The 24,878-nt window shown below is 43.6% G+C and carries 20 protein-coding genes and 1 pseudogene; 11 read left to right on the top strand and 10 right to left on the bottom strand.

The features are described from left to right. Positions 1 to 190: 190 nt before the first annotated feature. The 3 genes from AB4263_RS01835 (at position 191) to AB4263_RS01845 (ending at position 5,718) form a co-directional block, all read left to right on the top strand. Positions 191 to 1,849: a hypothetical protein gene (locus AB4263_RS01835; RefSeq protein WP_102332925.1), complete on the top strand. Its 1,659-nt coding sequence runs from the start codon at positions 191 to 193 to the stop codon at positions 1,847 to 1,849. A 190-nt stretch (positions 1,850 to 2,039) separates the two neighbouring features. Continuing rightward, positions 2,040 to 4,178, top strand: a complete 2,139-nt coding sequence (locus AB4263_RS01840) for a carboxylesterase family protein (protein ID WP_102332926.1) — start codon at positions 2,040 to 2,042, stop codon at positions 4,176 to 4,178. An 82-nt stretch (positions 4,179 to 4,260) separates the two neighbouring features. Next, positions 4,261 to 5,718 (top strand): phospholipase D family protein, encoded by a 1,458-nt coding sequence (locus tag AB4263_RS01845; RefSeq protein ID WP_102332927.1) that lies wholly within the window; start codon positions 4,261 to 4,263, stop codon positions 5,716 to 5,718. A gap of 102 nt (positions 5,719 to 5,820) precedes the next feature. Here the strand turns inward: AB4263_RS01845 and AB4263_RS01850 are convergent. The 10 genes and pseudogenes from AB4263_RS01850 to AB4263_RS01895 form a co-directional block, all read right to left on the bottom strand. After that, positions 5,821 to 6,698: pseudogene (locus AB4263_RS01850) on the bottom strand (aspartate/glutamate racemase family protein). A gap of 111 nt (positions 6,699 to 6,809) precedes the next feature. Further along, complete coding sequence (locus AB4263_RS01855) at positions 6,810 to 8,528, bottom strand: autotransporter assembly complex family protein (RefSeq protein ID WP_102332935.1); 1,719 nt, start codon at positions 8,526 to 8,528, stop codon at positions 6,810 to 6,812. Between the two features lie 201 nt (positions 8,529 to 8,729). Then, positions 8,730 to 9,881 (bottom strand): BamA/TamA family outer membrane protein, encoded by a 1,152-nt coding sequence (locus tag AB4263_RS01860; RefSeq protein ID WP_102332928.1) that lies wholly within the window; start codon positions 9,879 to 9,881, stop codon positions 8,730 to 8,732. Between the two features lie 308 nt (positions 9,882 to 10,189). Continuing rightward, positions 10,190 to 11,104: a LysR family transcriptional regulator gene (locus tag AB4263_RS01865; protein WP_102332929.1), complete on the bottom strand. Its 915-nt coding sequence runs from the start codon at positions 11,102 to 11,104 to the stop codon at positions 10,190 to 10,192. A 159-nt stretch (positions 11,105 to 11,263) separates the two neighbouring features. Continuing rightward, on the bottom strand, positions 11,264 to 11,617 hold the full coding sequence (locus AB4263_RS01870; RefSeq protein ID WP_372042757.1) for a hypothetical protein: 354 nt from the start codon (positions 11,615 to 11,617) through the stop codon (positions 11,264 to 11,266). Positions 11,618 to 11,705: 88 nt separating this feature from the next. Further along, complete coding sequence (locus tag AB4263_RS01875; RefSeq protein WP_102332931.1) at positions 11,706 to 12,878, bottom strand: patatin-like phospholipase family protein; 1,173 nt, start codon at positions 12,876 to 12,878, stop codon at positions 11,706 to 11,708. 225 nt (positions 12,879 to 13,103) lie between these two features. Beyond that, positions 13,104 to 13,961 (bottom strand): pyridoxal kinase PdxY, encoded by an 858-nt coding sequence (pdxY, locus tag AB4263_RS01880; protein ID WP_102332932.1) that lies wholly within the window; start codon positions 13,959 to 13,961, stop codon positions 13,104 to 13,106. A 201-nt stretch (positions 13,962 to 14,162) separates the two neighbouring features. Next, positions 14,163 to 15,761 (bottom strand): bifunctional aspartate transaminase/aspartate 4-decarboxylase, encoded by a 1,599-nt coding sequence (locus tag AB4263_RS01885; RefSeq protein ID WP_102332933.1) that lies wholly within the window; start codon positions 15,759 to 15,761, stop codon positions 14,163 to 14,165. A 153-nt stretch (positions 15,762 to 15,914) separates the two neighbouring features. Beyond that, positions 15,915 to 17,630: an aspartate-alanine antiporter gene (gene aspT, locus AB4263_RS01890; protein ID WP_154723770.1), complete on the bottom strand. Its 1,716-nt coding sequence runs from the start codon at positions 17,628 to 17,630 to the stop codon at positions 15,915 to 15,917. Positions 17,631 to 18,555: 925 nt separating this feature from the next. Next, positions 18,556 to 19,263, bottom strand: a complete 708-nt coding sequence (locus AB4263_RS01895; protein WP_102333082.1) for a KilA-N domain-containing protein — start codon at positions 19,261 to 19,263, stop codon at positions 18,556 to 18,558. 198 nt (positions 19,264 to 19,461) lie between these two features. Here AB4263_RS01895 and AB4263_RS01900 point away from each other — a divergent pair, with 198 nt between their 5' ends. The 8 genes from AB4263_RS01900 (at position 19,462) to traV (ending at position 24,874) form a co-directional block, all read left to right on the top strand. Beyond that, positions 19,462 to 19,968, top strand: coding sequence for an EAL domain-containing protein (locus tag AB4263_RS01900; RefSeq protein ID WP_235612492.1), 507 nt, complete (start codon positions 19,462 to 19,464; stop codon positions 19,966 to 19,968). A 616-nt stretch (positions 19,969 to 20,584) separates the two neighbouring features. Then, positions 20,585 to 20,956: a hypothetical protein gene (locus tag AB4263_RS01905; RefSeq protein WP_102333079.1), complete on the top strand. Its 372-nt coding sequence runs from the start codon at positions 20,585 to 20,587 to the stop codon at positions 20,954 to 20,956. A 174-nt stretch (positions 20,957 to 21,130) separates the two neighbouring features. Beyond that, positions 21,131 to 21,433 carry a type IV conjugative transfer system pilin TraA gene (locus tag AB4263_RS01910; protein WP_102333078.1) on the top strand — a complete coding sequence of 101 codons (303 nt, stop codon included), beginning with the start codon at positions 21,131 to 21,133 and terminating at the stop codon, positions 21,431 to 21,433. 49 nt (positions 21,434 to 21,482) lie between these two features. After that, positions 21,483 to 21,788: a type IV conjugative transfer system protein TraL gene (gene traL / locus AB4263_RS01915; RefSeq protein ID WP_016800278.1), complete on the top strand. Its 306-nt coding sequence runs from the start codon at positions 21,483 to 21,485 to the stop codon at positions 21,786 to 21,788. Beyond that, positions 21,788 to 22,348, top strand: coding sequence for a type IV conjugative transfer system protein TraE (gene traE / locus AB4263_RS01920; protein WP_102333077.1), 561 nt, complete (start codon positions 21,788 to 21,790; stop codon positions 22,346 to 22,348). Before traL ends, traE begins: the two co-directional genes overlap by 1 nt. Next, the gene (traK, locus tag AB4263_RS01925) at positions 22,345 to 23,067 is read left to right on the top strand and encodes a type-F conjugative transfer system secretin TraK (RefSeq protein WP_102333076.1); all 723 of its coding nucleotides are present in this window, start codon (positions 22,345 to 22,347) and stop codon (positions 23,065 to 23,067) included. Before traE ends, traK begins: the two co-directional genes overlap by 4 nt. After that, on the top strand, positions 23,067 to 24,479 hold the full coding sequence (locus AB4263_RS01930; protein WP_102333075.1) for a TrbI/VirB10 family protein: 1,413 nt from the start codon (positions 23,067 to 23,069) through the stop codon (positions 24,477 to 24,479). Before traK ends, AB4263_RS01930 begins: the two co-directional genes overlap by 1 nt. Before the next feature lie 11 nt (positions 24,480 to 24,490). Next, positions 24,491 to 24,874 carry a type IV conjugative transfer system lipoprotein TraV gene (traV, locus tag AB4263_RS01935; protein WP_102333074.1) on the top strand — a complete coding sequence of 128 codons (384 nt, stop codon included), beginning with the start codon at positions 24,491 to 24,493 and terminating at the stop codon, positions 24,872 to 24,874. Positions 24,875 to 24,878: the final 4 nt, after the last annotated feature.

Genomic DNA, 24,878 nt, shown 5'->3' on the forward strand with positions numbered 1-24,878 from the left:
TCAAACGCGATTAACGCGATCTGCCACCTCATCTTAAAATCCTCTCATTGATTGAAGCAATGCATTTTTAGTCGCGACATTCACACTAGAAATCCTAACGGATAAATACATAACAACTGAACACGACGTTCAGTTTTACATTGACTGTGTGAGCTTCGAAGGTTTGAGGCTACTCAGCGTGGAAACCGTCATGAGTTTTTTTGAAATCCGCAACAGCGCCTGTAAGACCCATACTCTTTCTGTGTTAGCGAGCGCCCTATTACTTACTACTCCTATTTTTGCGTCAGCAGAAGAAACCAAAACTTACAGCGAAGTCATGAAGCAAGGTCGAGTAGTGTTTGATAAATATGGTATAAGTCGTGATTTACCAAAGCTAGCAATCAGTTCACTGGTACAGGGTGAGCATCTAGTTGAACACGCACATCGTACTCTGCAAGTTGGTGATCAAGTTCGTGACTCAAGCGTCTACCTTGTTAAGAACACCGACACTAAAGGCAACATCGATCTGCGTGTAAAATATAATCCAACAGAGTTGGACGATAACGACAAACTGCTAAATGAAATAGAAACTTTCACACGTACCGAATATCGCTTGCGTAACTATGCAGAAAGCTTCGATCCTTCTTCAGTTCGCGTGCAAGAAGTCAGCGATAGCAAAGTCATCGTCAGCTTTAAATATTCGAAGTATGGCTTGCCTCAAGACATCGCATATTTCCGTTTTTTGAATGTCGACATTGAGTTAGTCGACGGTCAACCAAAACGCATGCTTATCAGCAATGAAAAGCCGTTCAAGCACCATACCTACAACGTAGAAACTTATCATCAAGAGATTGAGTTCTACACATTAGATTCTGGAAAGGTTGTCATTGCTAGTAAAATGACTGAAGTCACCGGTACATCAAAGAACAAACCCATGAAGATGACGAGTTTAGTTGAACCCGTTGCAATATATGAAGATGACAACGCTGTACAAGTTCTTAATGAAGAAAGACTTGAGGAAGTATCCGACCCAAGAATGCAAGAAGCTAGCGTGAAACTAGACCGAGTTTTTCCGTTAATGGGTGACATGGTGCGACGCCAAGGCATTGACTTACCGCTTCCATTCGGCGTATCAGTTGCTTATCGCAACCAAGATATGGACATTCCAATGACCGATTACGTGATTGGTGGTGTTCGCTTGAATGACTTATTTGACCCAGAAGATAGCGTTGCGACGGTTAATGCCGAAAGCCTTTCGATACGCGGTGACATTAATATCCTGCCATTCTGGAATGTATTCGGTTATGTCGGAAAGGTAAACGTTGATGCGAATATTGACGCCTCTTATACCGGCGCCGCAGGAGAATACCTACAAGACAAACTAAACGACAAACTACCTGGATTGGGCAACAAACTATGCGAAGGCGTATCGGCCTTGTGTAACAGTGGCCGTCTAAATGTACCACTGCATCTTGAATATGACTTGCGCGGAGCCGGGACTACGTTATCCGTTGGTTATAAAGAGTTCTTTGCCTCCGTTACTGGAACCTACTCCCAAACACGCCTGAAAGGGCTGGATGATTGGGGCGATGGCATCATCACGGTTCAACCTATGTTGGGTTACCAATTAGTCGATTATCGAGCTCAATTTTTTGTTGGTGCTGAATACCAAGGTTTAAATTCTCGTATGCAAGGCACCGTAAAAACTGATGACATCGAATTTGATTATGACGTTGGTGTCGACATCGATCAGTGGGCATTCCTAACAGGGGTTAACAAACAGATCGGCAAACATTACAACATGACCGTGTTGTACAACAAAGGTGAAACTCGTTCGGCTTTGACATTGAATTTTGGCTATCGCTTCTAGATCTAAATCACGCATAGGGTGGTCACGGCCACTCTTGAAGGATGGCGTCCTACTTATATGATTCCATTAATCGCAATAATATCTTTAATATACATTCCATAACAAAATGACATGTATCCAAGCTCGACAACGGTCGATGATAGCGTACGGAATTGCTAGTTTGGTAACAACAAAAACTGTGGACATAATTATGAAACTCAACAAACGATCAATTCTTGCTGTGGCCATTTCACTGCTACTAGCGGCTTGTGGCAGTGATACTAAGCCTACCGTTCCTGTGCCAGACAGACCAGAACCGTTAGTTCCTGCACCTGCTGAACCATTTGATGCTCAAATCGGTAACGTAACGATTAAAGCGACCAAAGAAGAATTGGTTATTACTTCGAATACCGAAAATGACAAACTCGCATCTATTGAATCTTTCAAAGGGATTAAATATGCCGAGGCTCAGCGCTTTGAGCACAGCAATATGCTGCCTTTATCAGATAATACGGATGAGTTTGAAGTTATTGACGCAACTCAATTTGGGTATGCATGTCCTCAACTAAAAACGACATCACAAACGCAAGATGAGAACTGCCTTAACCTCAATATCTGGCGTCCAGCAGGCGTAGATTCTGATGCAGATCTACCGGTTTATGTATTCATTCATGGTGGAGACTTTGAATATGGCTCAAGTTCTGAAGCACTTGTGCATGGCGATACTGTTGTTGCTCAAGGAAGTGACGATGGTAAGCCTTTCATCTATGTAAACTTGAACTACCGTCTTGGTCAGTTAGGTACTCAATGGGTAGAAGGCGAAGATGAAGATGGCAACTATGGCCTAGGTGACCAAAAGCGTGCCTTGGAATGGGTACACAATAATATTGCTGATTTCGGTGGTAATGCTCAAAACGTGACTGTTATGGGTCAAGGTTCTGGTGCTATGTCCATTGGTTTCTTACAGCAAGATGAAGATATCGCAGGTCAATATTTCCAACGTGCCATCATGCAGAGCAACCCGTATGGTTTTGAGTACCCTAGTTATGACGTAGCTAAGGACCGCAACAATGACTTTGATGCAAACACTTCGATCGACGAGATCATGGCGTCGCAAGAAACAGCTTTGAATGGTATTGAACAGCTAAAAAATTGGTTATTGAGTTCGCTATCGGTTTCTGTTTCTTATTTGGGTCAAGAGTTGGAAGTAGGCCCTAAATCAGGAAAGACCCCTATGCCAACACTGATGCCATTTGCTCCTTATCTAGGTTGTGAGTCACTTGCTACCAGTGATGAGTCAGAGACAATATGTATAGAACCATCTAAATCACCACTAAATTCTGATTTTTCTGTACAAACGATTTTGGGAAACAATGCTCATGAAGCAAATAGTTTTGGGATGTTGTTCAGTGTGACCTTTTTGATTCCAACTATCATTGACGAATTTCTTTCAACTGAAGCAATAAAAGGTAAGCGTTCAGAGGCCATTGCCTTAGATGCGTTGAAATGGCTAGATGATGAGCACAATCAAGATCGTTTATTAGCAAGAATAAATAACATGAGCTCTAAGGACGTTGCTGCAAATGCAGGTCTTTCACTCACTGCATATACAGCTGTTACTGAACTATTTTGGGGGATGGATTCAACTGTTGATATAGGAGTTCTTACGCCAATTTGTCTAGCTAAAGACGACCCAATAGAAGTAATCGAATGTATCGCAAAAAATGTAGATATTGAATTAAACGGCCATGAACAAACGAATAAAGTTTTAAACCTAACTGACTTCTACCCTAACTCAGAATCTAGCTTAGGTGGCGCTCTTGACAACATGAAGCAATTTAAAACCTTGCTAAATGACACCTTGTTCAATGGTCCAGCTCGTCATATGGCAGCAAACAGCGGAGTAGAAGCAACGCTATACCACTTTGAGCACAAGCCAAGCTTTAACATGTGGAACTACAATACCTTGCCAAATGGTGAGCTATCCATCATCGATTTATTTAAAACGATTGGTTGTGTCAGCGGTGCGTGTAACGGTTCAGAGTTGCCGTTTGTATTTAACAAAGCCGTGCGTTTTGATGGAAGTGAAGTAAGACCATCAAGCAAGGATAAAGCACTAATGAACGAAATGTCGCGTCTTTGGTTTAGCGATGAATTGTTCGAAGGCCAACAGTACAGCGATGCTACCGACAATGTACTTGTAATTGATGGTACAGGATTCAGCGAAAACAGTACTACCTTAGACTGGGACTATGTCACAAACCCAGGTGTTGATCCTAAGCTTCGTAAAGGTCGCTTAACCGGTCTAGCAGAGGAAGGTCTTATGCCTTGGCAGTGGTACCTAAACTAAACATGCTCAACACCCTTCCTACTTTACGGCCAGCTCGCTGGCCGTTTTTATATCCAAATTTTACGTTCAAACGCAGGTAGTTATGACACTTAGCAAACTAAAAACCGTATGCACAATGATGTTGATTACTGTGGTCACAGGCTGCGCCCAACCATACCCCGATGTTGAACCTGACTTTGAGGCAAACTGGCAAAGCACAGAACACCAAGCCGAAGTGTACCTGATCCCGACTGCACCAGAAGCCTTTGCTCGTCGTATCGAGCTCGTTCGCCAAGCACAACACTCTATTGATATGACCTACTTCTCTTGGGAGCGTGACACGCTTGGGTTGATGCTTCTAAATGAGCTCAAGCAAGCGGCGGATCGTGAGGTTCATGTCCGACTGACCTTAGATGACCTACTGGTATTTAATGATAAATGGCTAGCGGAATTGGACTCACACCCCAATATTGAGATTCGACTGTTCAACCCTTTTGAATCACGTAAAGCTGGCTGGATTGGTCGTGCGTTCAACTTCTCCACTCATCAAAAACAACTGGATAATCGGCTTCACGAAAAGTACTTCAATGTTGATCATCACTCGATGATTTTAGGTGGAAGAAACATCGGTAATGATTACTTTGGCTATAGCGAGAATGCCAATTTCTTTGATATGGACGTTTTGTTTCGAGGTGACGTAATCGCATCTTTCGACAACAATTACCAAGCACTTTGGGACAGCCAATATGTGGTGCCAATTCAAGAGCTAATCAAAGTCAAAGAACAAGGCCAATACAAAGCGTTTACCAAGGCAATAAATAAAGGCGAGAAGAATAAAAAGCCGATCACTTTCGATATTGAGCAACAGATAGATCGCCTAAGCGAACCAAGGTTTATTAAAGCATCGGTAACCCCTTTATTTGATTCATTAGAGAAGCTCAATGACAACAAGCCCTACTTTCGTCAACGTACCGAGCACTTAATGAAGCAAAAAGCACCGACACCTTCTAAGGCTGTTATTTCTACGCCTTACATGGTGCCAAGCGATAACCAGTTTGTATTCATCGATGCCCTCAAAGAGCACCAAGCCGAAGTCACCTTACTGACGAATTCATCGGCCTCTAATGATTCGGGCTTTGTGCCTGCGTATTACGAAAAACACCGTGAGACTTTACTCAACAAGGGTATAAGTATCTATGAGTACAAAAGCCAAGCTATCAATGATGACCACTACTTTCATGTTGATACCTACTACCACAACAAGACCGTAATTTTAGATGAGCGTGTCACCTATATTGGTTCTTCTAACTTCGACCCAAGATCAGACTTTCTCAACGTTGAGTTTGGTGTGTTGATTGACAGTGAAGAGTTTGCGAAGCAAGTGACACACTACTTAACGCGTCAGAAAGAAGATTTGTTTTGGGCTGTGTCGCGAGAACAGTCTGGCGAGACGAGCTGGGCTTCAGGGGAACAAATCCATACTAAGAACCCGAACTACAGTTCGTGGAACAAAGTACCGAATTGGTTATTTCGAAAAATGAATGGCGAGTTCGAGCTTTAAGTGTCGAGCTTCGAATTTTAATTTTTAATCTTCCACCAGTCCAAATGCAAAAAAGCCGCGTAATTCGCGGCTTTCTCATGTTTCAAATAGACGTATCTGAGCTTAAAGACGGTAGGTCATCGCTCTTTGGGCTACATAGTTCACCATATCAAGTGTTGTGAAGATCGAATTAACATCGTTAATGTCGTAATCCACATGTCCACGCTCAACATACTGCTCAGCGAGACGATAAATATCGACGACACGCTCAGCTACCGCTTCCATAGGATCAATAAAAGTGACTGTTGGAAATGCCGTTTCAAGTTGCTTTCTAACCAAAGGAAGTTCCGTACACCCCAAAATAACCGTATCAACACCCTTCTATACGATGCTTTGAACCGCAAGAAGTGCCGCATTGCGGTCAAACTCGCCCGCTTTAATACCGTTGGTTTCTCGGATTGCTTGTCCACACGCGGTCATCTCGCCCGTCACTTCGCCATAGATAGCGCTATGAACGTTATGTTCTTGCTCAAAAGCATCTGGCTTAACGAATACGAGATTGGCGTCAGTTAGGTAACGGTCGTAGATTCCCGAGTTGTATGTGCCGTTGGTACATAAAATACCGACAATAGATTCAGGATTCTGCTCTTTGTTTTGATCAACCGTAGTTTGAAGCATATCGACGATATAAACATTGGTATGTTTTTGAACTTCAGGTCTGAAATAATGAGCAGTGTTGCAGGTCATAACGCCAAATTGAACGTTCGCGTGTTCTAAAATGCACGCGGATTCAATTAGCTCTGGAACAGGGTCGATACCGCCTTCGTTAATGGCTTCAGAGCGGTCTGGCATATCTGAATTTTTGACCGCAATCATGGCCATGTGGTCTTGGTCTTTAAGCGCGCCGTGTTCTATCTCTTTTTTTGGCGACGATATCTTGGAACAGAGCATCAGCTTCAGGCCCCCATATTGCCAAATACACCGAATCGTACCTTTTTCATTGTTTTTACCTTTGTGTTTGCTAGAGCACAAAGGTCATTACGCTCTGTCGATTTGCTTGAATCCCATTGGATAGATCGTATCCTCGCTAGAGCTTAAACAGCATACGAACATTAGAACTGAGTCCCCAAGGAAAAGTGAATACGAAACTCATCTCCTGCAGGCGCATCTAACCCGTAAGCAAAATCGAGTTTTACAGGCACCAATTGTGAGTTCCAAATCAAACTAAGACCTGTGCCGCGCTTCCAATCCGCTTCATCATCGAACGCATCACCAACATCAAAAAATGCGCCCATCCAGATTGAGCGGTAAACCTGATGTTGGTACTCAAGCCCTGCTGTTAGCATGTAACGTGCACCTGTTAATTCACCGTTGTCATCTTTTGGAGAAATCGATTCATAACCATAGCCTCGCAAGTTCCCATCGCCACCAGCAAAAAAACGCAGTGACGACGGTACATCCGACAACGATTTAGCTATGTTAATGCCGACATTTGAACGGAAATGGAGCTTCTGACTTTCGCTAATATCCCACGAAAGCACGCTGTTTCCTTCCAACCGCAACAACCTTGAATCAGAGAACAAACTAGGGTCAGAATACTCAACAGAATAGATGTGTCGATGATTGAGCTCCAATTGATCATTTTTACGATCAACCTGAGAAAAACTGATGCCAGGTAACAGTAATTGCGATTGGTCTTCCTCAGAGGCCTGACGGTACTGTTCATGCAAGTATTTGACGTAAATGGTACTTTGCCAATCGCTGTCTAATTGCCAATAACGTTCAAACTTAAGATCGTTTGAAAAGCTATTGGTGTCTCGATGATCAATTCGTTTCGATTCAAACTGAATACCAAAGTAATCGGTCGTGACTTTCTCCGTCGGGATTTTGTACCCTAACTGCAGCGATTGCTCTTGTTCAGACAAATATGTCTGTGTTTCAAAGCTGTGCCCTCGTCGGTTATACCAAGGCTTTGACCAATTTAAAGACGCTCTTAAACCGAGATCGGTAGAGTAACCACCACCCACCTGCACAATGTTGCGAGAGCTTGGCTCAGCAATGATTTCGACTGGTACTTCAAGATTGTCATCAAGATGATTAAAGTCACCGTGTACTACGACACTCCGAAACCACTGAGTTTCAAACAAGTCAGACTGCAGCTCGCCCAACTTGATGGTGTCGAAGTCGTCCCCTTGCTTAAATGTCGGAATTTTCTCTATACGCGCAGGTTCAACACCATCATCAGGAATGCTGATAGCGCCAAACTTGTAGCGTGGGCCACTAGAAAAATGCAGATGAATATTGGCGATGTTTTCACTAGGAATCACTTCGATCTTAGACTCAACAAACCTACCGTCAAAATAACCTTTACGCTTTGCCAAAGAGAAAATCGCCCGTTTAGTTTGGTCGTATTCTTGGTGAGATAATGGTGAGCCTGAATCTAACTTACTTTGCGTGAGTATTGTGATGAACTCTTCATCTTTACTCGCTTCACCGGTGACTTTTACAACCGATTCTGCAATGTACATGACAGGCCCAGAATCGATATTCAAGGTGAGGTAATCACTGTCATCAAGTTCGATATCTATCTGAGGATGATAATAGCCATAAGGGTTGAGCGCGTCTTGAACCCGTTTCAATAACTTAGTATGGGATAGCTGGGAAGCTGGGACATCAACCAAAGATTCTAAATATAACTCTACATTTTCAGTGAGAGTTTTGTCCAGCCCTTTAACCTTAAAGCCTGCGCCTATCGCAGCGGGGTGAGTAACCATGAAGAGTGAAACTGCCAGTATTACTTGTTTAATCGAGGTCTTCACGCCGTTACCCAGTTGCTTAAAACCAAGACAGGTTATGAGCAAAACATGAAATCGTAGAATCTCTTATGGAGGATCTCGCCCTACAAACTGACAATCCGTACCCTAAGTGATGGTAAAATTACTTATACAGTGACCTAACCCCTTATGAGAGAACACAAACAAGGCGCTAAATTAGCGCCTTTTAAATGGAAAAAACCAAACTACTCTGTTTGTTTAGAATCCACTGCCTACATTAAAGTAAACGGCACTTTCTTCATGGCTTTGCGCGTAGTCCATTCCAAGGTGTAAACCGTAACGTCTTGCGATTTGGTATCGGAACCCCACACCTCCAGCATTGATGGTGCTATCGTGACTTACGATGTTATCTTGCTTTGCAGTACCAGAACCGTAGAACCCAGACACCTTCCAACGATGATTAATGCTATACGTGAGTTGCCCTTGTATTGTTTCAATTTCATCACCTTGGTAGCGGTAAGAAGACACTCCGCGTAAAGACACATACGGCTTCGCTGTTGGGGAGACAAGCCGATCTTGTTGGTCGAAGTTTTGATAATTCGCGGCTAACCCTAGCATCCATTTCTGAGTGATTGGGATATAGGCTTCGCCATCTATGTTCAAATTTCGGTAATTGTAATCACTGCCAATCGCATCGTCGTACACCATGTAATCTGCAGACAATTTGTAACCTTTGGTTGGATAAAATAGATTATCTCTTGTGTCATATTCAGCTTCCAAACCTAGACCAGAAGTAACCGATTCATTACCTAAAATTCGGTCTAAAACCGTATTATCAAATTCAATCTCAGACTTAGCTAGTAACTGTTTTATCCCCAACATCCAAGGCGACTGTCCGATCCTAAATTGTACCTTTTGTGAAAGAACGGCCACTGAAGTTGATGTACCTATTCTAAGATCATGGTCTATCGGTCCCCAGTTAATTGATGTGTACAAATCCAAATTCGCAACACCAAAGCCACCACCACCTGTATAACGGATAGAGTCATTCATCCATGAACGTCTGTGACCACCAAAAACAAACCAAGTCTCGTTTTCTGTACCTACCGCCCCAACCACTGACATTGCAGAAGGAACAAGCTGCGCACCACCATCAATAGCAGATAGCGCTGCCTGCTTTCGTTGTCGCTTTTCTTCATCTGTCTCGTGTAAAAACAAGCCAGCTACACCGCCACCGTAACCTACTGCAGGTTCGGTAATCAAAATCGGAATAGGCAAAAAGCCATGGGCATTTTCTGCAAGGTGATGCCCCATATCAAATTGACCATCAACAGGATCATAAAACGATGCTAAAGAAGAAGTGGTAAACAGAGAGCAGGAAAGAAGAACAAAGCCGCCGTAGCGAGTCATAAGATTGGCCTCATAAAAAAGGCCGGGCAATGAAACCCGGCCAAAAGTCTGCGTCCTTGCAGTAAACATAGAAATTAAACACTTATTGCCGATAAAGGGGGTCCTTAATCGACAGGACTAGAATAGGCCAAACGGTGGTATTGCCCGACTCTCATATAGAGGGTCAAACCCATCAAAATATGACCTTTCCAACGAGGTGAAGCTCAGAGCGCGGATACAAAAAAAAGGCTCTAAGTGAGCCTTTTGGGGAAATAACTGCGTAAGTTACGGTCAAGAATTAATACATATAAACCATTGAAATGAAAAATTTATGGTCGGTAGTTACTGATTAATCGCTCTCGGTATTCTGAAATTACTGAAGTCAAAGAGCCCTTGATATCACTGACCTGTTTCGAATGAGGACACCATAATGCAAAACCAAATTTGAAACCTTCAACCATTTGAGCTGTTTGAATTGGTTCAATTTCGTGTTGAGAAAACTCTGGGTCAGAGAAAAATGATTTAGGTAAAAGTGCCCAACCCAAGCCTTCTTCCACCATTTTGATCACCAACGCAAGTTGATCGATCTCTTCGTGGTCTGAACTTACAACGATTTTTTCCGACATCCCTTCTTCAATCAGAGATCTCAGTACAAACTGTTTCGAGTTTCTTAAAGCAACCAGTACATCTTCTTTGTCTAAATTGGTAAATTCACCGCCCTTTTGTACGAACGGATAGAATTCAATATGGCCTAAAAAAGTTGCGTCTAAACTGTGCATCGCACGGCTATCGTGAACATTCACCAAACCGAAGTGATACTCACCGTCCTGTATCCCTTGCTTAATCACTTTCTTATTACGAACCAGAAAGTTAACTCGCATCATTGGGAAATCACGTTTGAGTTGCTTTCGAATATCGACAAGGACACGTTGAGGAATCACGCTTGAATAAGCGATTGTGATGTTTTCTAATCCCCCATAAGAAAGGCTCAACGCAAATTTGTCGAAGGTACGTGCTTGCTCAATGGTTTGCTTGGCATAGTGATAAAGAAGATGCCCATCTTCAGTGGGCTCTACCGAGCGGCCGACTCTTTCAAAAAGGTTTACTGCGAGTTGGTCTTCAAGGTTTGTAATTACCTGTCCGATTGTCGTTCTGTGCTTGTTGAGCTTAACGGCAGCTTTACTGAAAGAGAGCTGGTCATAAACGGTAACGAACGCGAGAAGTTGTTCAATGCTAAAATTCATTTTGGTGTGCTTATTTTTAATCGTTATATATTTAAATTATCACAGACTGACGAAATATCTACTTTGTCAGATAATAATAGTGAGATGAATTCGTCTGGTTTAAGCAAAAAAAAACCTACTTAAGTCAGTAGGTTCTATCATTGATGTGTAATTAACAACTTAAATATATTCGATAACTCGTGCTAAGTAGTTAAAGTCGCCTGAATCACCGTGGTAATTGCGATAAACATCGACACTGAAATATCTAGGTTGATCCGCTTGAATATGTTCAGCAATACGCTGCTCAATGGACTCTAGAGTTTCACCCGTTTGCGAGTAAATGTATTTCTTGGTGCTCTTTTGAAGCTGGCGTTGCTTGGCTTCTTTGTGAGTGACGTAATTGTTCACTTCAACCCACTTTCCAATGTAATCAATCGCCACGTAGTCCGAATTCTCTTCAACCATGATCAAAGCCGCTTCTTGCTGAACATCGGCCAGTTGTAGCATGTCATTGTCGACTTTTTGCTGATCCATTGAGGTTGCATTTTGTGCCATTGCAGCGCTAGAGGTTGCTAAGATAAGTAGCGTTAATGCTGTTCTTTTCATTTGATAATATCCCTAATTAAGGTAATTCGGTTACCCAAGGTTTGCCTTGAGTTGCTTTGTGATAACCATATTTGTATATGGTTAATAGGTAATGTTCATCAAACATGTCTTTGGTGCGTTTTGCATAACCAAAGTCGTGTTCCATATAAGTAAATTGCATATCGATATTGTTGATTTCACAGATGTATTTCATTCGATATAAATCACCACGCGTTTGTGCAAGCGTCAGGCTTGAGACGCTCTTTGCTACCAAATCGAGTCCCTTATCTCTCAACGAGTGATACGGGGCTTTCAGCGCACCATTTCGAATAACATCGAGTTGTGGTGGTGTTTCTAACCCAAGTGAATCTGAGATCTGTTGATAGTCGAAGTTAGAGGGATTGAAGAATACTTGAGTCGCTAAACCGCCATCGACGTGTAGTTCTTCAAAGATTTCATCTTCATGCTCTACATCGATGAACTGCGGTGGGAACACGCCAGGAATAGACGCACTTGCGGCCAACACTTTATATATGAGTTCAGACTTATCTGGCATGTCGCTATTTGCTATTGCACCTACATTCCAAATGACAAGCTCACCAGAATCAAAATGAGTGCTACCAATAAACAGACGTTTGCCACTGCGATGTTGCGTTGCAATTTGTTCAATCATCGGTTCAGGGAAAGCCTCAGCAATAAACTGGTACAAGTTTTCTCCATCGGTAAACGCATCTTTAAAGACAGTGTTCAAAAAGTTCTTTTTTCCGAGCACTGATTTATCATTAATGTTCAACATTACTTCTTTCATCTTCGAAAACGCATCTCCCCCGATAAACACAAACGGTGCAATTAACGCTCCTGCGCTGATGCCAGTCACTATGGAGTAGTCCTTCAGCTGACCTGACTCTTCAAGCCCTATCAATATACCCGCACCAAAAGCTCCGTTTGCGCCACCTCCGGACAACGCTAAGATGTTCAGTTGATCACCTGATACAGTAATCGGTGTGGTTTGATCAGTTGGAGAGTATAAGAAGTCTGGCGACTCACTCGCCCAAATACGCAATGGCTCAGCGACTGATGATGCATCTTCTACAGTGACTTCTTTGTAATTGTCTTTGTTTACGCGTACGTCTAGCGTGTGAGGTGAACTACAAGCCACTACCAGGAATGACAAAGCAACGGTAAGACCCGAAGAGATTAGACGGTTCATATTTAGGCTCATTTAGTGTTCTCTAAAATGATTCAGAGACTCTGTTTAATAAATAAGGAACCTAAAAAACAGAGAGGTTAATAAATAGGGTAAAGTGAAGTCCGTCTCTTTGTGGTCGTAATATAGCTAGTATCCGGCTTAATTCGTAATCTCGTTTGTAGGACGCTACCCATCGAATAGTCGCCCCCCTTAGCTTGACCTTAAGCACTGTTGGAGTTAATCGCTCTAGCCTATTTTGACCACGTTGAAATCGTGGGTCGGCTCAACAAATTCATATTGAGCATTAATCGTTTGTAATTCCCAAGTGCCATAACTCTTAGTCAGCTCCAACACACCATAGACAGCGTTGTTTGCATGACGAAATGCAGCCACCGGAGACATTCTTTTCATTAATCCCGCAGTAAATAGGCCAGAGATAAGGTCGCCAACACCAACTGGCTGTTTCTCAAATTCGATATTCGGTCGTTGGGCTAAATAGCATGCTTTTTTCGTTGCTAGGATCATGCTGAACGCATCATCGGATAATGAGTGCAGATGTTTCACGAGCACCATTTTTGGCCCAAGTTCCAGCGCTTTCTTACAGGCCGTAACCGCATCATAAAGCGAGTCGATTTTGGTATCGGTCAATTCGCTCAGCTCAAATTGATTTGGCACGATGACATCAGCTATGGGCAGCAAATGTTTGACAATAGCCGCTTTCACGCCATCATCAACAATGCAACCTTTGTCCGGGTCGCCCATTACAGGGTCACAAATGTAGAGTGCGCTATGGTTCTTTTCTTTAATGAGGTTAACCGCCTCGGCAACCGCTTTGCATTGGTCTGCACTTCCTTGATAACCCGAAAGGATTGCGCCACAGTCTTTCAATGCACTGATGTTGTCTAAGCCTCGAATTAAGTGTCGAATATCGTCTGAACTAAATGTTTGGCCTGTCCAACCTTGCTCATATTGAGTGTGATTCGAGAACTGAACAGTATGGATTGGCCACACATCGAGTCCCATTCTTTGGATTGGAAAAACCACAGAGCTGTTGCCTGCATGCCCATAAACCACGTGAGATTGAATAGAAATAATACTTTTCATACGCCGCTCTTCTGATTTTGTCGGAATGAATTTCGCTTGGATTTGGCGACTAAATAAACACAACGATTGCATCCAATAGATAGCTACTTGAACACTGTGCTTATTTGGTCGGAATAGCCTCGACATCGCCGAGGCTTATTCTTAGTGATTTGAACATCGATGACTTAAAATCATGTATTCACTTCTAAGCTTGATTAGAACTTATGCGCCTTGAAACTCAGAGAAGTGTTCGTCTAACACCTTGCGAGTTGCGCGGCCAATTAGTTCATACTCATGGTGAGTCAGGTTAGCCAGTGACACACGAACAGAAGCGTGAACTACATCGAAGCCTTTGCCAGGAAGCAAAATAACGCCTGTTTCGTGTGCAAGTCGGAACAGGAAGTCTTTGCCCTTTTCATTCGCTTTGAACCATTCAACGAAAGCTGGGCCGTACAATTTGCCGCCCAAAGTGTCGAGCTCAAGCAATGTGTAGTAGTCCACACGATCTTTGTTTTCTTCAATTTCTACACCCATGTTTTTGTACAACGTTTTGTAGCGCTCGCGAATGATACGTTTGCACGCTTCTTTGTAGTTTTGCTCTGAGTCCATTAGGCAATTCAATGAGAACAGTGCCATCTGAACTTGTTGTGGTAGTGAAAGACCTGCTGTGTGGTTGAGTGCAACACTTCGGCTGTCGGCAACGATACGGTCGATGAACTTAATACCGCGTGGTTCTGGGTCTAACGTCTTGTAACGCTCATCCAGTTCAAGTTGACGCGTTTCTGGTAGGCTACGCATTGCATCATCGAACACATTATTGTGTTGAATCGCAATCGAGCCAAGGCGCCAGCCTGTCGCACCAAAGTACTTAGAGAATGAGTAAACACAAAGCGTGTTGTATGGAAGTTTGGCAAACAGAGAAACGAAATCGTCTGCGAATGTGCCGTACACATCATCGGTGATAATGAACAGATCACTACGTTGTGTGTTCACGAAGTCTGATAGGTTATTCAGAGTCTCATCAGAGAACTTCACTGATGCAGGGTTTGCAGGGTTCACCACACACAGCAGTTTGATGTCTTTGTCTTCAAGCTTCTCGATTTCAGACATAGGTAACTGCCATGTTGTCTCATCTAAACGAAGCTCTACAATCTCTAGTTCGTATTCTGAAAGCTCAGGGATTTCTAAGTAAGGAGTGAAGATTGGTGTGATCAACGCAACCTTATCGCCTTTCTTTAGTAGACCGTTGTGAAACATGGTTTGGAACGTGTACGTCATTGATGCAGTGCCACCTTCCGTTGCAAACAGATCGAAATCCGTCGTCATTGGCATTGGACCGTACATCTCTTCTGCAATGTATTGTTTTACTACGCTTTCGATATTCGTCAACATGCGTGGTGGTACTGGGTAGTTACACGCTAAGTACGCATTCACAAGCTCATTTAAGAACACTTGCTTCTCAATACCTAAGCGATCTTTTGCGTAGCTCAGAGCTTTTTCAATGAATTGAACACCTGGGTTCTGTTGATTGTTGTTTGCGTAAGAATCAAAACGCTCAACAATACCAACACCATCTGGAATACCACCAAAGCTACCGTCTAAATATGAGTATGTACGCTCCGCTTCCATTACTGCGAATTCACCTAAACGAATAAATGCTTTACGTGGCAGCGTTGCTAGGAAGTTTGGATTACCACGGCCTGCATCTAATAAAGCACGGTCTGGTACTGTTTGCGCGACTTCAATTAATTTGTCTTTTAATTCAAACGGGCTTAAATTAGCGAATTTTGAAAAGTCGATAGTAGTATTTTTTGTAGTCATAATATTTACCTAATAATTTAATCTTAAACACTTCTAATTAAATAAAGTGTTTTACTTAAGTGTGATTATTCAGGCCTACCCTATTTTTTGATTGGGTAGGTCTGTTAATAAGTTGATAATTGTTTTAAATCTATAATGAGTTCGCGGTTTTAATTACATACCCGCATTAACGGTAATAATGCCGACGATAATTGGTCCCCATAGAGTCAGTAACACGTTGGCTACTGCGTAAGTCACAGTGAAAGAGAATACTGGCGTTGCATTGCCTGTTTTTTCCATCAATGCTGCGAATGCTGGGTTTGCACTTCGACCACCAGTCACACAACCTAACGCTTCTACTGGGTTCTTGATCTTCAATACAAAGTACGAGAAGAAGAATGAAATAATCTGTGGAATGATGGTGACTGCCATACCCAAGAACAGAAGTGACATACCGTGTTCTTTGATGGTATCAACCGCTTGGGGGCCTGCTTGTAGGCCAACAATACCTACAAATGCCGCTAGACCAAAGTCACGAATGAAGTTTGCTGCACCCACTGGGAACTGAGCGACATGTGGGTTTCGGCTACGTAACCAACCAACAAGTAAACCAGAGATCAAACAACCTGCACCAGAACCAATCGTTACGGGAATACCTGCAATCTTGAAGCTAATTAAGCCAATAAGAAGGCCCAACACCATACCGAAACCGAGTACGATGAAGTCAGTCATAGTCGCAGAACCCATTCGCTTACCGATGTATTTTTCAACTCGGTTGATGTCTTGAGCCGTACCCGTTAGCTGGATAACATCGTTCTTCTCAACAATAAGGTCTTGAGTAATGGCCACTGAAGTACCTGCACGCATGTAGTCTGTCACATACACGCCGCGGAATGAGCGTTGATTTGAGCTGTCTTTGATTTCTTTTAGCGAGCGACCTATTAGCTTGCGGTTATCAGCGATAAGTTGACGATTTTCTTCAATAACTTCATAGCTTTCCGGTAATGCTACTTCATTGCTTTGTGCCTCGCTCTGTAGCTCATGAACCGCATTTCTACGGCCGGTAACCACAACAAGGTCGCCTGCTTTAAGCGCTGTGAACTTGTCTGCACTTAGCTCTTTTCCGTCGCGCTCAATAAGTTCGATACACGCAGCAAGTGATGATTGATTCAATTGTGCTAGCGTTTTCCCAATCAGTTTATCGTCGTTAGTTACTTTAAAAGCACGTGTCACTAGAGCGGTTACCGCGTTAAATTCGCCGTCTGCTAAATCGCGTTTGCCGTTCGAGTTTTTCTCTTCTAGAGCGATAGCTTCAGATCGGATATCCCACTTCATGAGCGTTGGGAATACCCAAGTCACCATCAAGATTGGACCTAAAGAACCAAAGATATATGTTACGGCGTAACCAACAGCGACGTTAGTTTGCATTAGGTGTTTGGCTTCTTCGGATACGCCGCCTAAACGTGCAATCGCATCGCCTGCAGTACCAATGATTGCAGATTGAGTTAAGCCACCAGCCGCTAGACCTGCAGCAGTACCTCTATCTAGGTCAAATAACCACGCAGCAGCAAGCACACATAATAAGCCTGAAACCGTCATAACAACCGCAGAGAGCAGAATGTTAATGGTTCTGAAGTTAAGGGCTTTAAAGAATTGCGCACCGCCTTGATAACCCACAGCATAAATAAAGAGCGCAAAGAAAATACTTTTTACGCCGGGATCAATCTGAACACCAAATTGTCCAATAATTACGCCCATTAATAATGTTCCGGCTACCCCGCCTAAAACAAATCGGCCGATAGTAATTTTACCAACCATATAACCCAATGAGAGTGTAATAAATAATGCGACAAATGGTGCCATGTCAAACAGATTAGAAATAATGTCCATGACAAATTTACTCTTGTTACTAAATATAAGGAGTAAATAATCTAACGAATAACTTAATAATGATATTTGTTGGATTATTCAAATTAATACAGCGTCTCGCTGCTTCGAAGTGAATATTAGTTAGAAAAGTGTTTTTAATGTAATCCCATTTGATGGATCTGATCATCGCATCGTCAACTGTCATGTTCACATAACGAACAATTAAGAACTAAGCCTTTGTTTATATTGAAACTTCAATAGAGCCATCTTTGAAAATAATTTTGAAATTATTTCAGTTTATTTTGCTCTACGTAAAGCTTTGTAGCATAGTTCAATGACGCTAAGTCTCGAACCTACGATCTAATCAACTACACTCGTCATACGTCTTAATCATATACCTTAGCCTCATTATAAAAATCAACTTGAAGCAACACAATCAAGCGGCTATTAAACGAACTCTCTGACCTTTTAAATTAATGAAGAAACTAGAAGTGGATGGATCCGACTTAAACAAAGTAAGTGTGATAGTGCAGGTATATTCACTGATTTAGTCTTCACGAAAACCCTTATGGTGAAGAGAATCTTCTCAATACCACTGGGTGGGTCATCGACTTATATTTAGGTTAGAGCATAGTACGGATGGCCAACGTAGAGTGCAGACAAAACTGCATGTCGCAGTTAATACAAACACTCCAAGCATCATCGAGGTATATGGAGATAGTCCTTATGACACGAAAGCTTGTCGCTTTGGTCTGCCTTACGTTCAAAGTTGCCTTTCTGGTCTACCAACTGATATACACCTTTACCTTAGCTATCAGTTCTAAATGTTCTTGTAGCTTCTCAGGAGATTGAAAGGAAGCATGACAAATTTCATCAAATCTAATCATAGTAGATTTCAAGTAGATCATCACTCTTCCATTGAGTTACTAAATATTAGTAATACTTATCACAGAACATGTCTTGTTAGCGCACTATGATTTCGACTTAACGCCATTACATCATCTACCAACTTCTCGATTTGCTTTTGCTGCATTTGCATTCGGCCTTGGAAGCTTTGATATTCACTTTCATCCACTAATGCTAAACCATTCTCTCTAGCTTGTTGCTTAAGGAATTGTAGTTCAGGGGTTTGACTGCGCAACTCATTTGCCAAGTCTTGTTTTAATATTCTTTTTGCCAACGCATGTTCGAATCCATGCTCTTGGAACCAAGTATTGGTGTTGAATACGGCATTGTAGTACACATGAACATTTTGGCTTGTTACGTTTTTCGCCTTCGCCAACTCAAAAATTAAGTCGTTTAAGGAGAGGTCTTGCGGAACGGTTGGAGCTGGAAGAGCTGCAGCTGTGGGCATACTGTCGAACGCACGAATGACATTTAGATGAAACTTAGGGCTAACCCACATTGCATAAGAATAAACAAGTTCTTTGCATACCCAAGTCCCCGCATTACTACCGCCACGTTTGGTGTTTACAGCAAAGCAGAAATTACTGCTTTGCTCAATTTCATTAACCAGTTCTTGAGTTTGCTGATTCTTGATAAAAATACTTGGACGATGTCGATTGTGTCCACCACTCGCTTTATGCAGGTCATTTAACGAATACAAATTATCAAGTGTGCGGATGTCTTTAGAAAGGATTGTTAGATTTGGCATGATGGCCTCCTTGAGATTTAGCCTGCTAAATCACCACTCGGAGTTCCTACGCTTCGGGTGGTGAACTGAACAGGGGTAGGAATACCGCTCTCAAGGACACGGCCAGCCGAAGCTGCCCTGCCCAGCCCACCATAATTCAGATGCATTTTGCTTAATAGATAAGCAAAGCCACCATGTTTAGATGTGCCGAAGCCGCACATGAAAAAAACCAGCAAAAAGCTGACGTCCATGCGCCTTGAGAAAAACAAAACGGGTTCCTACGCCCGGCACTGGATTTTGCCAGTGCCGTTACAGATTAACGATGTGGGAGATCGGTGTCAAACGTTTAATAACGTTGCATATTGTATAGAGTACGACTCTTACAATCGGCTTGCCTTACCCATGAACGTAGACAGGATTGAGACAAAAAATTCCAGAGAAAACACGCGGTTCCAGATAGACAAAATGTTTACACGGTCCATTGATGAAGGAAAGTCCGCTGTTCTCGATGGGTATATTAAGATGACTAAACAATTAGATCTCAATCTAGTAGCGGAAGGAGTTGAAAATAAACTCGAAGCTAAAGGGCTTTTATTCAGAGGCGTCTTTCAACATCAAGGTTACTATTACGCCAAACCTATGCCGATTGAAGATCTCCATCGCTGGGCTTTAGCTCATGGTTATACTCACGAGCGGATTAGTGAGACGCTCACAAAAACGTCATAAAGCTTACCTTAATCCACAACGAAAAGATGTTGTTGCTAGTACTCCTGGTTTAGCCTATTGGAGCCCAACCAGGATAGCAGACCGTTTCCGCCTTATACATCAGAGCATGTTCTTCAGAAAACCCTTTTGGCCCCGTTCTTTCACGAGCTATCGAACCCCAAGTCCATTGTGCGTTTCCGATGTTTTCAAACATTGTCTTCCCCATTAATGTTGATTAATACTGACTACGTTGATATCGCAGTCTTTGAACTCAAAGTCGAAAAACACATTCGTCGGCTTTTTATTCCATCTGCATACCAACACCCGCATCACCGTAAGAGTGGCTGCCTTCACTATTGCAAAAAGCGCCGCCGATGGGCGCAGGCCTGCGTAATATGCCTAAAAAGTTCAGGAGCCTTATCTGGGGCGACGTCCAAGGCTGTTTTTCTACTCAATTAAGCATGCTGGTTGAGTGGTTCAACAGAGTTACTTGGGAATACCAGACACCACACCCTTTGGGTGTGCGTATTCTACTACAAGAATGCACAAGCCAGTTTGTAGCACGGCTCTTGAGAGAGAGCCCATTGTTTTGTTCTTTTAAAAGAGCAAAACAATGTCCTTAAAAGGAGTTTAAATAATGCAAATTGTATACGGATATTGTCGTGAAGATGAGGCGGTGAGTTTATTGGACCGCTTTGTTGAACAAGGGGATTTTGTCAGCTTCAAAGAACTGGGCTCGGTCGGGCGTGAATACATGGCATTTGCTGCTTTGTTGCCTTTTACTGACCGCCTCCCCTTTCCTTTCTATTGGAAAGGTGTTCATTTCGTTTCGGTTCAAAAACAAACCCAATCAGTCCGTCAACTCACGCCACCACCATCAAAGAATGCTCGCAAAAAACATTATCGTAAACTCAAGAATACGATCATGACCCCTCAAAATTGGAAACAACACGTCAGTCGCAATCGCGGTTTGAAGTATGTAAACGCTTCCTTGTTGCCTTTAATGTAATCGAGAAGAACCATGGGGCTCAACGGCAACACCTTCACTCATGCGGCCCAAAGCATTCCCCAAAATATGGGGAACTAACAACGTCCATTTTTCAACCCACCAGATGCACGACACCCCTTTTGATAAAGGCGGTGCGATGTCGTGCCTCTTTTATTTACATTTAAAGGTAACCACATGAAAGATAAAACCTCACGCTTCAACCTTCCTCTTACGTATTGGCGTCACTTTTGTACGCTCATGGCCGTCTACTTTGCCTGTGCGTCACCCGCTTGCGCTGATGACCTTTTTGCCAGTGGTAAAGATACCGTGACCAACACGGTCGGAACGGGGTCTTCTGGCGAGTTCTACATTCTGGTGGCAGGCCTGATTGGCGGCATCATCGTTGGCATCATGCAAAAGAACTGGGTGGGTGGCATCATCGGCTTTTTCGTTGGCGTGGTGTTCTGGGAAGTCGGTAAAGGGTTTGTAGGTTTGTAGGCTTATAAACCACATAAGGAGAGCGCGAAACTATTCGCCTTATTTCACCATGGATCATCAAGACAAACAAACCCTCTTCGCTTTTCCAAACTACTTACAAACCGACGTCAAAATAGTCGGATTTCCAATCGATGAAATACTCCCTTCTATCTTGTTGTTTTTGATGTTGTTCAACATCAATCGGTTGGTCGCGGTCGCCGTGTGTATCGGATTTTTCCTCACCATTCGCAGCTTAAAAGTCCGACACGGCCCCAAATTCATCATTCACTTCATCCACTGGTATGGGGATGACACAGCGAATAAAACCATTTTTAAACGCACGCCCCCCGCCACAAAAAAATATTGGATTTACTGATGCTCAATGAACATAACGGCGAGGCGCTTAAAGCGGCTCGCTTTATCAATTACGTCCTCACCGCGGTGGTGTTGATCACCGCCTTAGGAACCGCTGGGTTGAGTTTTGTTTTATTAAGCCAAAACCAAGCGGAAAAGCGCACCTTCGTGCCACCTCATATCGACCGAGCGTTTACGATCTCAAGCGATGCGGTTGATGAAGCGTATCTGTCTATGATGGCCGATTGGTGGATACACCTAAAATTTAATGTCACGCCCTCTAACGTTAAACGTCAATTCAACTTACTCATTACCTACGTGCCGCCTAAATACTGGAGCGGCTTACAAGACAAGTTAATGCGAGAAGCCGAATTTATCATCGAGAACGACGTCACCAGTTTTTTTGAAGTTGACACGCTGTCTATCAATCTCAATGAAATGAAAATACGGGTCAGAGGCACACTCAACAAAACCATCGCGGGGCGCACACTCGACCCTGAGCCCGTGACGTATCTACTCCAAGCCAATTATTCAAGTGGCTTGATTGAACTTCACACCATAGCTAAAGAGATACCGTTATGAAAATACGCTTGATTTATGCTTTTGTTGGTTTGTTGTTACCCATCATAAGCCACGCCCATACGATTGACGCAAAGACCTACTATTTTGAGCAAAATGACACCATTGTGTTGCCCTTATCCTCAGTCAACACCAATCGTTTAGTGGTGAAAGACGACAAGATATTAAACCTTCATTGCCCTAGAGGATTTTGTCTCGCTAAAGCCAATCAACGAGACCAATCGGGCTCTATTACCGTCAAACTCAACATCGCCTTGCCTTTTACCGCGCACGTCACCACAGAAAAAGGCCAAAATTTCTCGCTTTTTATTAATCCTAAAGCCGTCCCTGCGGTGGTCAGCGAGTTCATTTCGCTTCGCTCTACTGAAGAGAAAAGTGTCTTTGAAAAAGATCTCGAATACCCTTTGGCCTTGGGGCAACTCTCCAAACAAATGATACATTGGCAGCGCTCCAAGACGCCTATCCCAGGGTTTCGTGTCCATCCGATTGACCCAGAGACACTCCCTAAAGACACGTCACCACTGGCCATTATTCCGCAAACCCTGTTTGTCGGTCGCCCTTTCTCAGGGCTTATTTATCAAGTTAAAAATCAATCCAGTGACACCGTGACACTGACCGAAGCGCAATTTTACAGTTACGCCAGCCGGAGCGCCTCGCTTGATCGTTATACCTTGGCCCCAGGTGATTCCACCCATCTGTACATCATCACAGGAGGACACTAATGAGACGATTTAAACAGTGGCTTTTAAGAGAGTCGGACTTAGAGGATGGAGTCAATGCCAATAAGCAAAGTAAGCAACGCAACCAAATACTCAGCTTATTGACCGTTGCGCTCTTGGTCGCGGTTTTTTTTGCATTTAAAGCCTTTAAACAACCTCGCTCCTCGCTTGATATTGCGCAAGAGGTCGTTGAGTCAGCCCCCAATTTTGGGGAAATCATTACTGATGATTTTACCGACAAAGACAACCGCTCAGCCTTGACCTTACAAGGTCAAGACATTGAAGACGTAAAAGAGAAGATGGAAAACCTCAATCGAGACGTCGAACGTTTGATAACGAGCAATGAAAATACGCTCACACAAATGAAAAAAGAGAACGAAACCTTACGCGATGAAATACGCCGCCATCAAGAAGTGCAGCGCGCCGTCGCCTTGCCATCAACCCCATCACCAGCCTCAAAGGAAACCCGTCACCTCACCGTCATGGGAGAGCCTGCGCCGTTTGGATCGCGCCCACTTCCTCCCAAACCTTTGCCCTCTTACGCCACCAATGATCTGCAAAAAGAGAGCTTTCAATACAGCAACGCCGATAAGGCCTCGTTTGATGACCAAGGACAAGCGTTTGACTCGTTTGATTTTTTTTGGACAGCCTCCTCAGAGTCAGCGTATCAACGCACCGTCGACAATTACGTCCCGTCGGGCACTTTTGTGACCGCCAAAATCACCGGTGGCGCGGATGCCAATGCCGGAGCGTTCGGTCAAAGCGATACCGCGCCTATCGTGTTTCAAACCGTGCATGAAGGCGTGTTGCCCAATGGAGAAAAGAGCCACCTCAAAGACTGCACCATTATTGGGAGCGTGTACGGTGACCTCTCTTCCAATCGCGGCGTGGCGCGCACTCACACCCTCAGTTGCATTCGGGACGGTCGCATTTTAGACATTCCTGTACAAGGCACCGTCTTTAACTTTGGCCGCAATGGCATCCGTGGTACTTCAATTTTGCGTAACGGTAAAATCGTCCAAATGGCGGGCATCTCAGGCATCTTAACCGGACTGGGTGAGACGGGGGCGGGATTGGCCAGCACCACCTCAACCTCAGCGCTGGGCTCAACGTCGAGCCTCAACAGCAAGGATGTGGGATTAAGTTTATTGGGCAATGCCACCTCAGACGTGGGGAGTAAGCTTTCGGATTACTACATTGCCTTAGCCGAGTTATATCACCCCTTCATCGAAATCAATCCAGGGGGCATCGTGAATATCGTCTTTACGAAAGGGTTCCCTCTCGATGATGAGGAAGTAATCAAACGCTATGTTGATTATCAAGCAAAAGAGCAAGAGCAAGCAAAACCGGACACCCTTTTAGAAACCATCACCCTCAACCCTCTCGCGGCAGAAGTTAACCAACAACTAAATTAAGGTCGGCTTTTATGACTATCAAACTTTTCACCGCGCTGCTTATCAGCGCCGCCCTCGCCGGCTGCTCGGCGGGCTTTCAAGATGAATTCAGCTGCCAAAAAATCGGCGGGACACCCGGCTGCGCCAGCATGGATGACATTCGCAACATCTCGACCCACCCAACCACCCAACAAGTCGTCGAGGCTAACGTCCTGGCTTCCCACCCTTTTGCCTTACTGCCAAGACGCACGCGTGAAGGCCACCCGATTCGAACCCAAGACACGGTTAGGAAGGTGGTGGTTTTTCCCTTTACTTCGGATGACACCACCACTTACCTCGACACAATGGATATTTACATTGTGTTAGACGAGTCTACCTGGACAGGTCGCCCTGTTCAGGCTATCAAAAAGGATTAACGTC

Origin of the sequence: Vibrio sp. 10N.261.55.C5 (assembly GCF_041470505.1) — a bacterium.
Taxonomy (GTDB): Bacteria; Pseudomonadota; Gammaproteobacteria; order Enterobacterales; family Vibrionaceae; genus Vibrio; species Vibrio crassostreae_C.

What these genes read in the sequence shown, in the direction of transcription:
- AB4263_RS01860 (WP_102332928.1), bottom strand. Translation starts at nt 9,881, where the DNA reads ATGACTCGCTACGGCGGCTTTGTTCTTCTTTCCTGCTCTCTGTTTACC.
- traK (WP_102333076.1), top strand. Translation starts at nt 22,345, where the DNA reads ATGAAAATACGCTTGATTTATGCTTTTGTTGGTTTGTTGTTACCCATC.
- AB4263_RS01910 (WP_102333078.1), top strand. Translation starts at nt 21,131, where the DNA reads ATGAAAGATAAAACCTCACGCTTCAACCTTCCTCTTACGTATTGGCGT.
- AB4263_RS01930 (WP_102333075.1), top strand. Translation starts at nt 23,067, where the DNA reads ATGAGACGATTTAAACAGTGGCTTTTAAGAGAGTCGGACTTAGAGGAT.
- AB4263_RS01895 (WP_102333082.1), bottom strand. Translation starts at nt 19,263, where the DNA reads ATGCCAAATCTAACAATCCTTTCTAAAGACATCCGCACACTTGATAAT.
- AB4263_RS01835 (WP_102332925.1), top strand. Translation starts at nt 191, where the DNA reads ATGAGTTTTTTTGAAATCCGCAACAGCGCCTGTAAGACCCATACTCTT.
- AB4263_RS01870 (WP_372042757.1), bottom strand. Translation starts at nt 11,617, where the DNA reads ATGGATCAGCAAAAAGTCGACAATGACATGCTACAACTGGCCGATGTT.
- AB4263_RS01840 (WP_102332926.1), top strand. Translation starts at nt 2,040, where the DNA reads ATGAAACTCAACAAACGATCAATTCTTGCTGTGGCCATTTCACTGCTA.
- AB4263_RS01900 (WP_235612492.1), top strand. Translation starts at nt 19,462, where the DNA reads ATGAAAAAAACCAGCAAAAAGCTGACGTCCATGCGCCTTGAGAAAAAC.
- AB4263_RS01875 (WP_102332931.1), bottom strand. Translation starts at nt 12,878, where the DNA reads ATGAACCGTCTAATCTCTTCGGGTCTTACCGTTGCTTTGTCATTCCTG.
- pdxY (WP_102332932.1), bottom strand. Translation starts at nt 13,961, where the DNA reads ATGAAAAGTATTATTTCTATTCAATCTCACGTGGTTTATGGGCATGCA.
- traE (WP_102333077.1), top strand. Translation starts at nt 21,788, where the DNA reads ATGCTCAATGAACATAACGGCGAGGCGCTTAAAGCGGCTCGCTTTATC.
- traV (WP_102333074.1), top strand. Translation starts at nt 24,491, where the DNA reads ATGACTATCAAACTTTTCACCGCGCTGCTTATCAGCGCCGCCCTCGCC.
- AB4263_RS01845 (WP_102332927.1), top strand. Translation starts at nt 4,261, where the DNA reads ATGACACTTAGCAAACTAAAAACCGTATGCACAATGATGTTGATTACT.
- traL (WP_016800278.1), top strand. Translation starts at nt 21,483, where the DNA reads ATGGATCATCAAGACAAACAAACCCTCTTCGCTTTTCCAAACTACTTA.
- AB4263_RS01885 (WP_102332933.1), bottom strand. Translation starts at nt 15,761, where the DNA reads ATGACTACAAAAAATACTACTATCGACTTTTCAAAATTCGCTAATTTA.
- AB4263_RS01865 (WP_102332929.1), bottom strand. Translation starts at nt 11,104, where the DNA reads ATGAATTTTAGCATTGAACAACTTCTCGCGTTCGTTACCGTTTATGAC.
- aspT (WP_154723770.1), bottom strand. Translation starts at nt 17,630, where the DNA reads ATGGACATTATTTCTAATCTGTTTGACATGGCACCATTTGTCGCATTA.
- AB4263_RS01905 (WP_102333079.1), top strand. Translation starts at nt 20,585, where the DNA reads ATGCAAATTGTATACGGATATTGTCGTGAAGATGAGGCGGTGAGTTTA.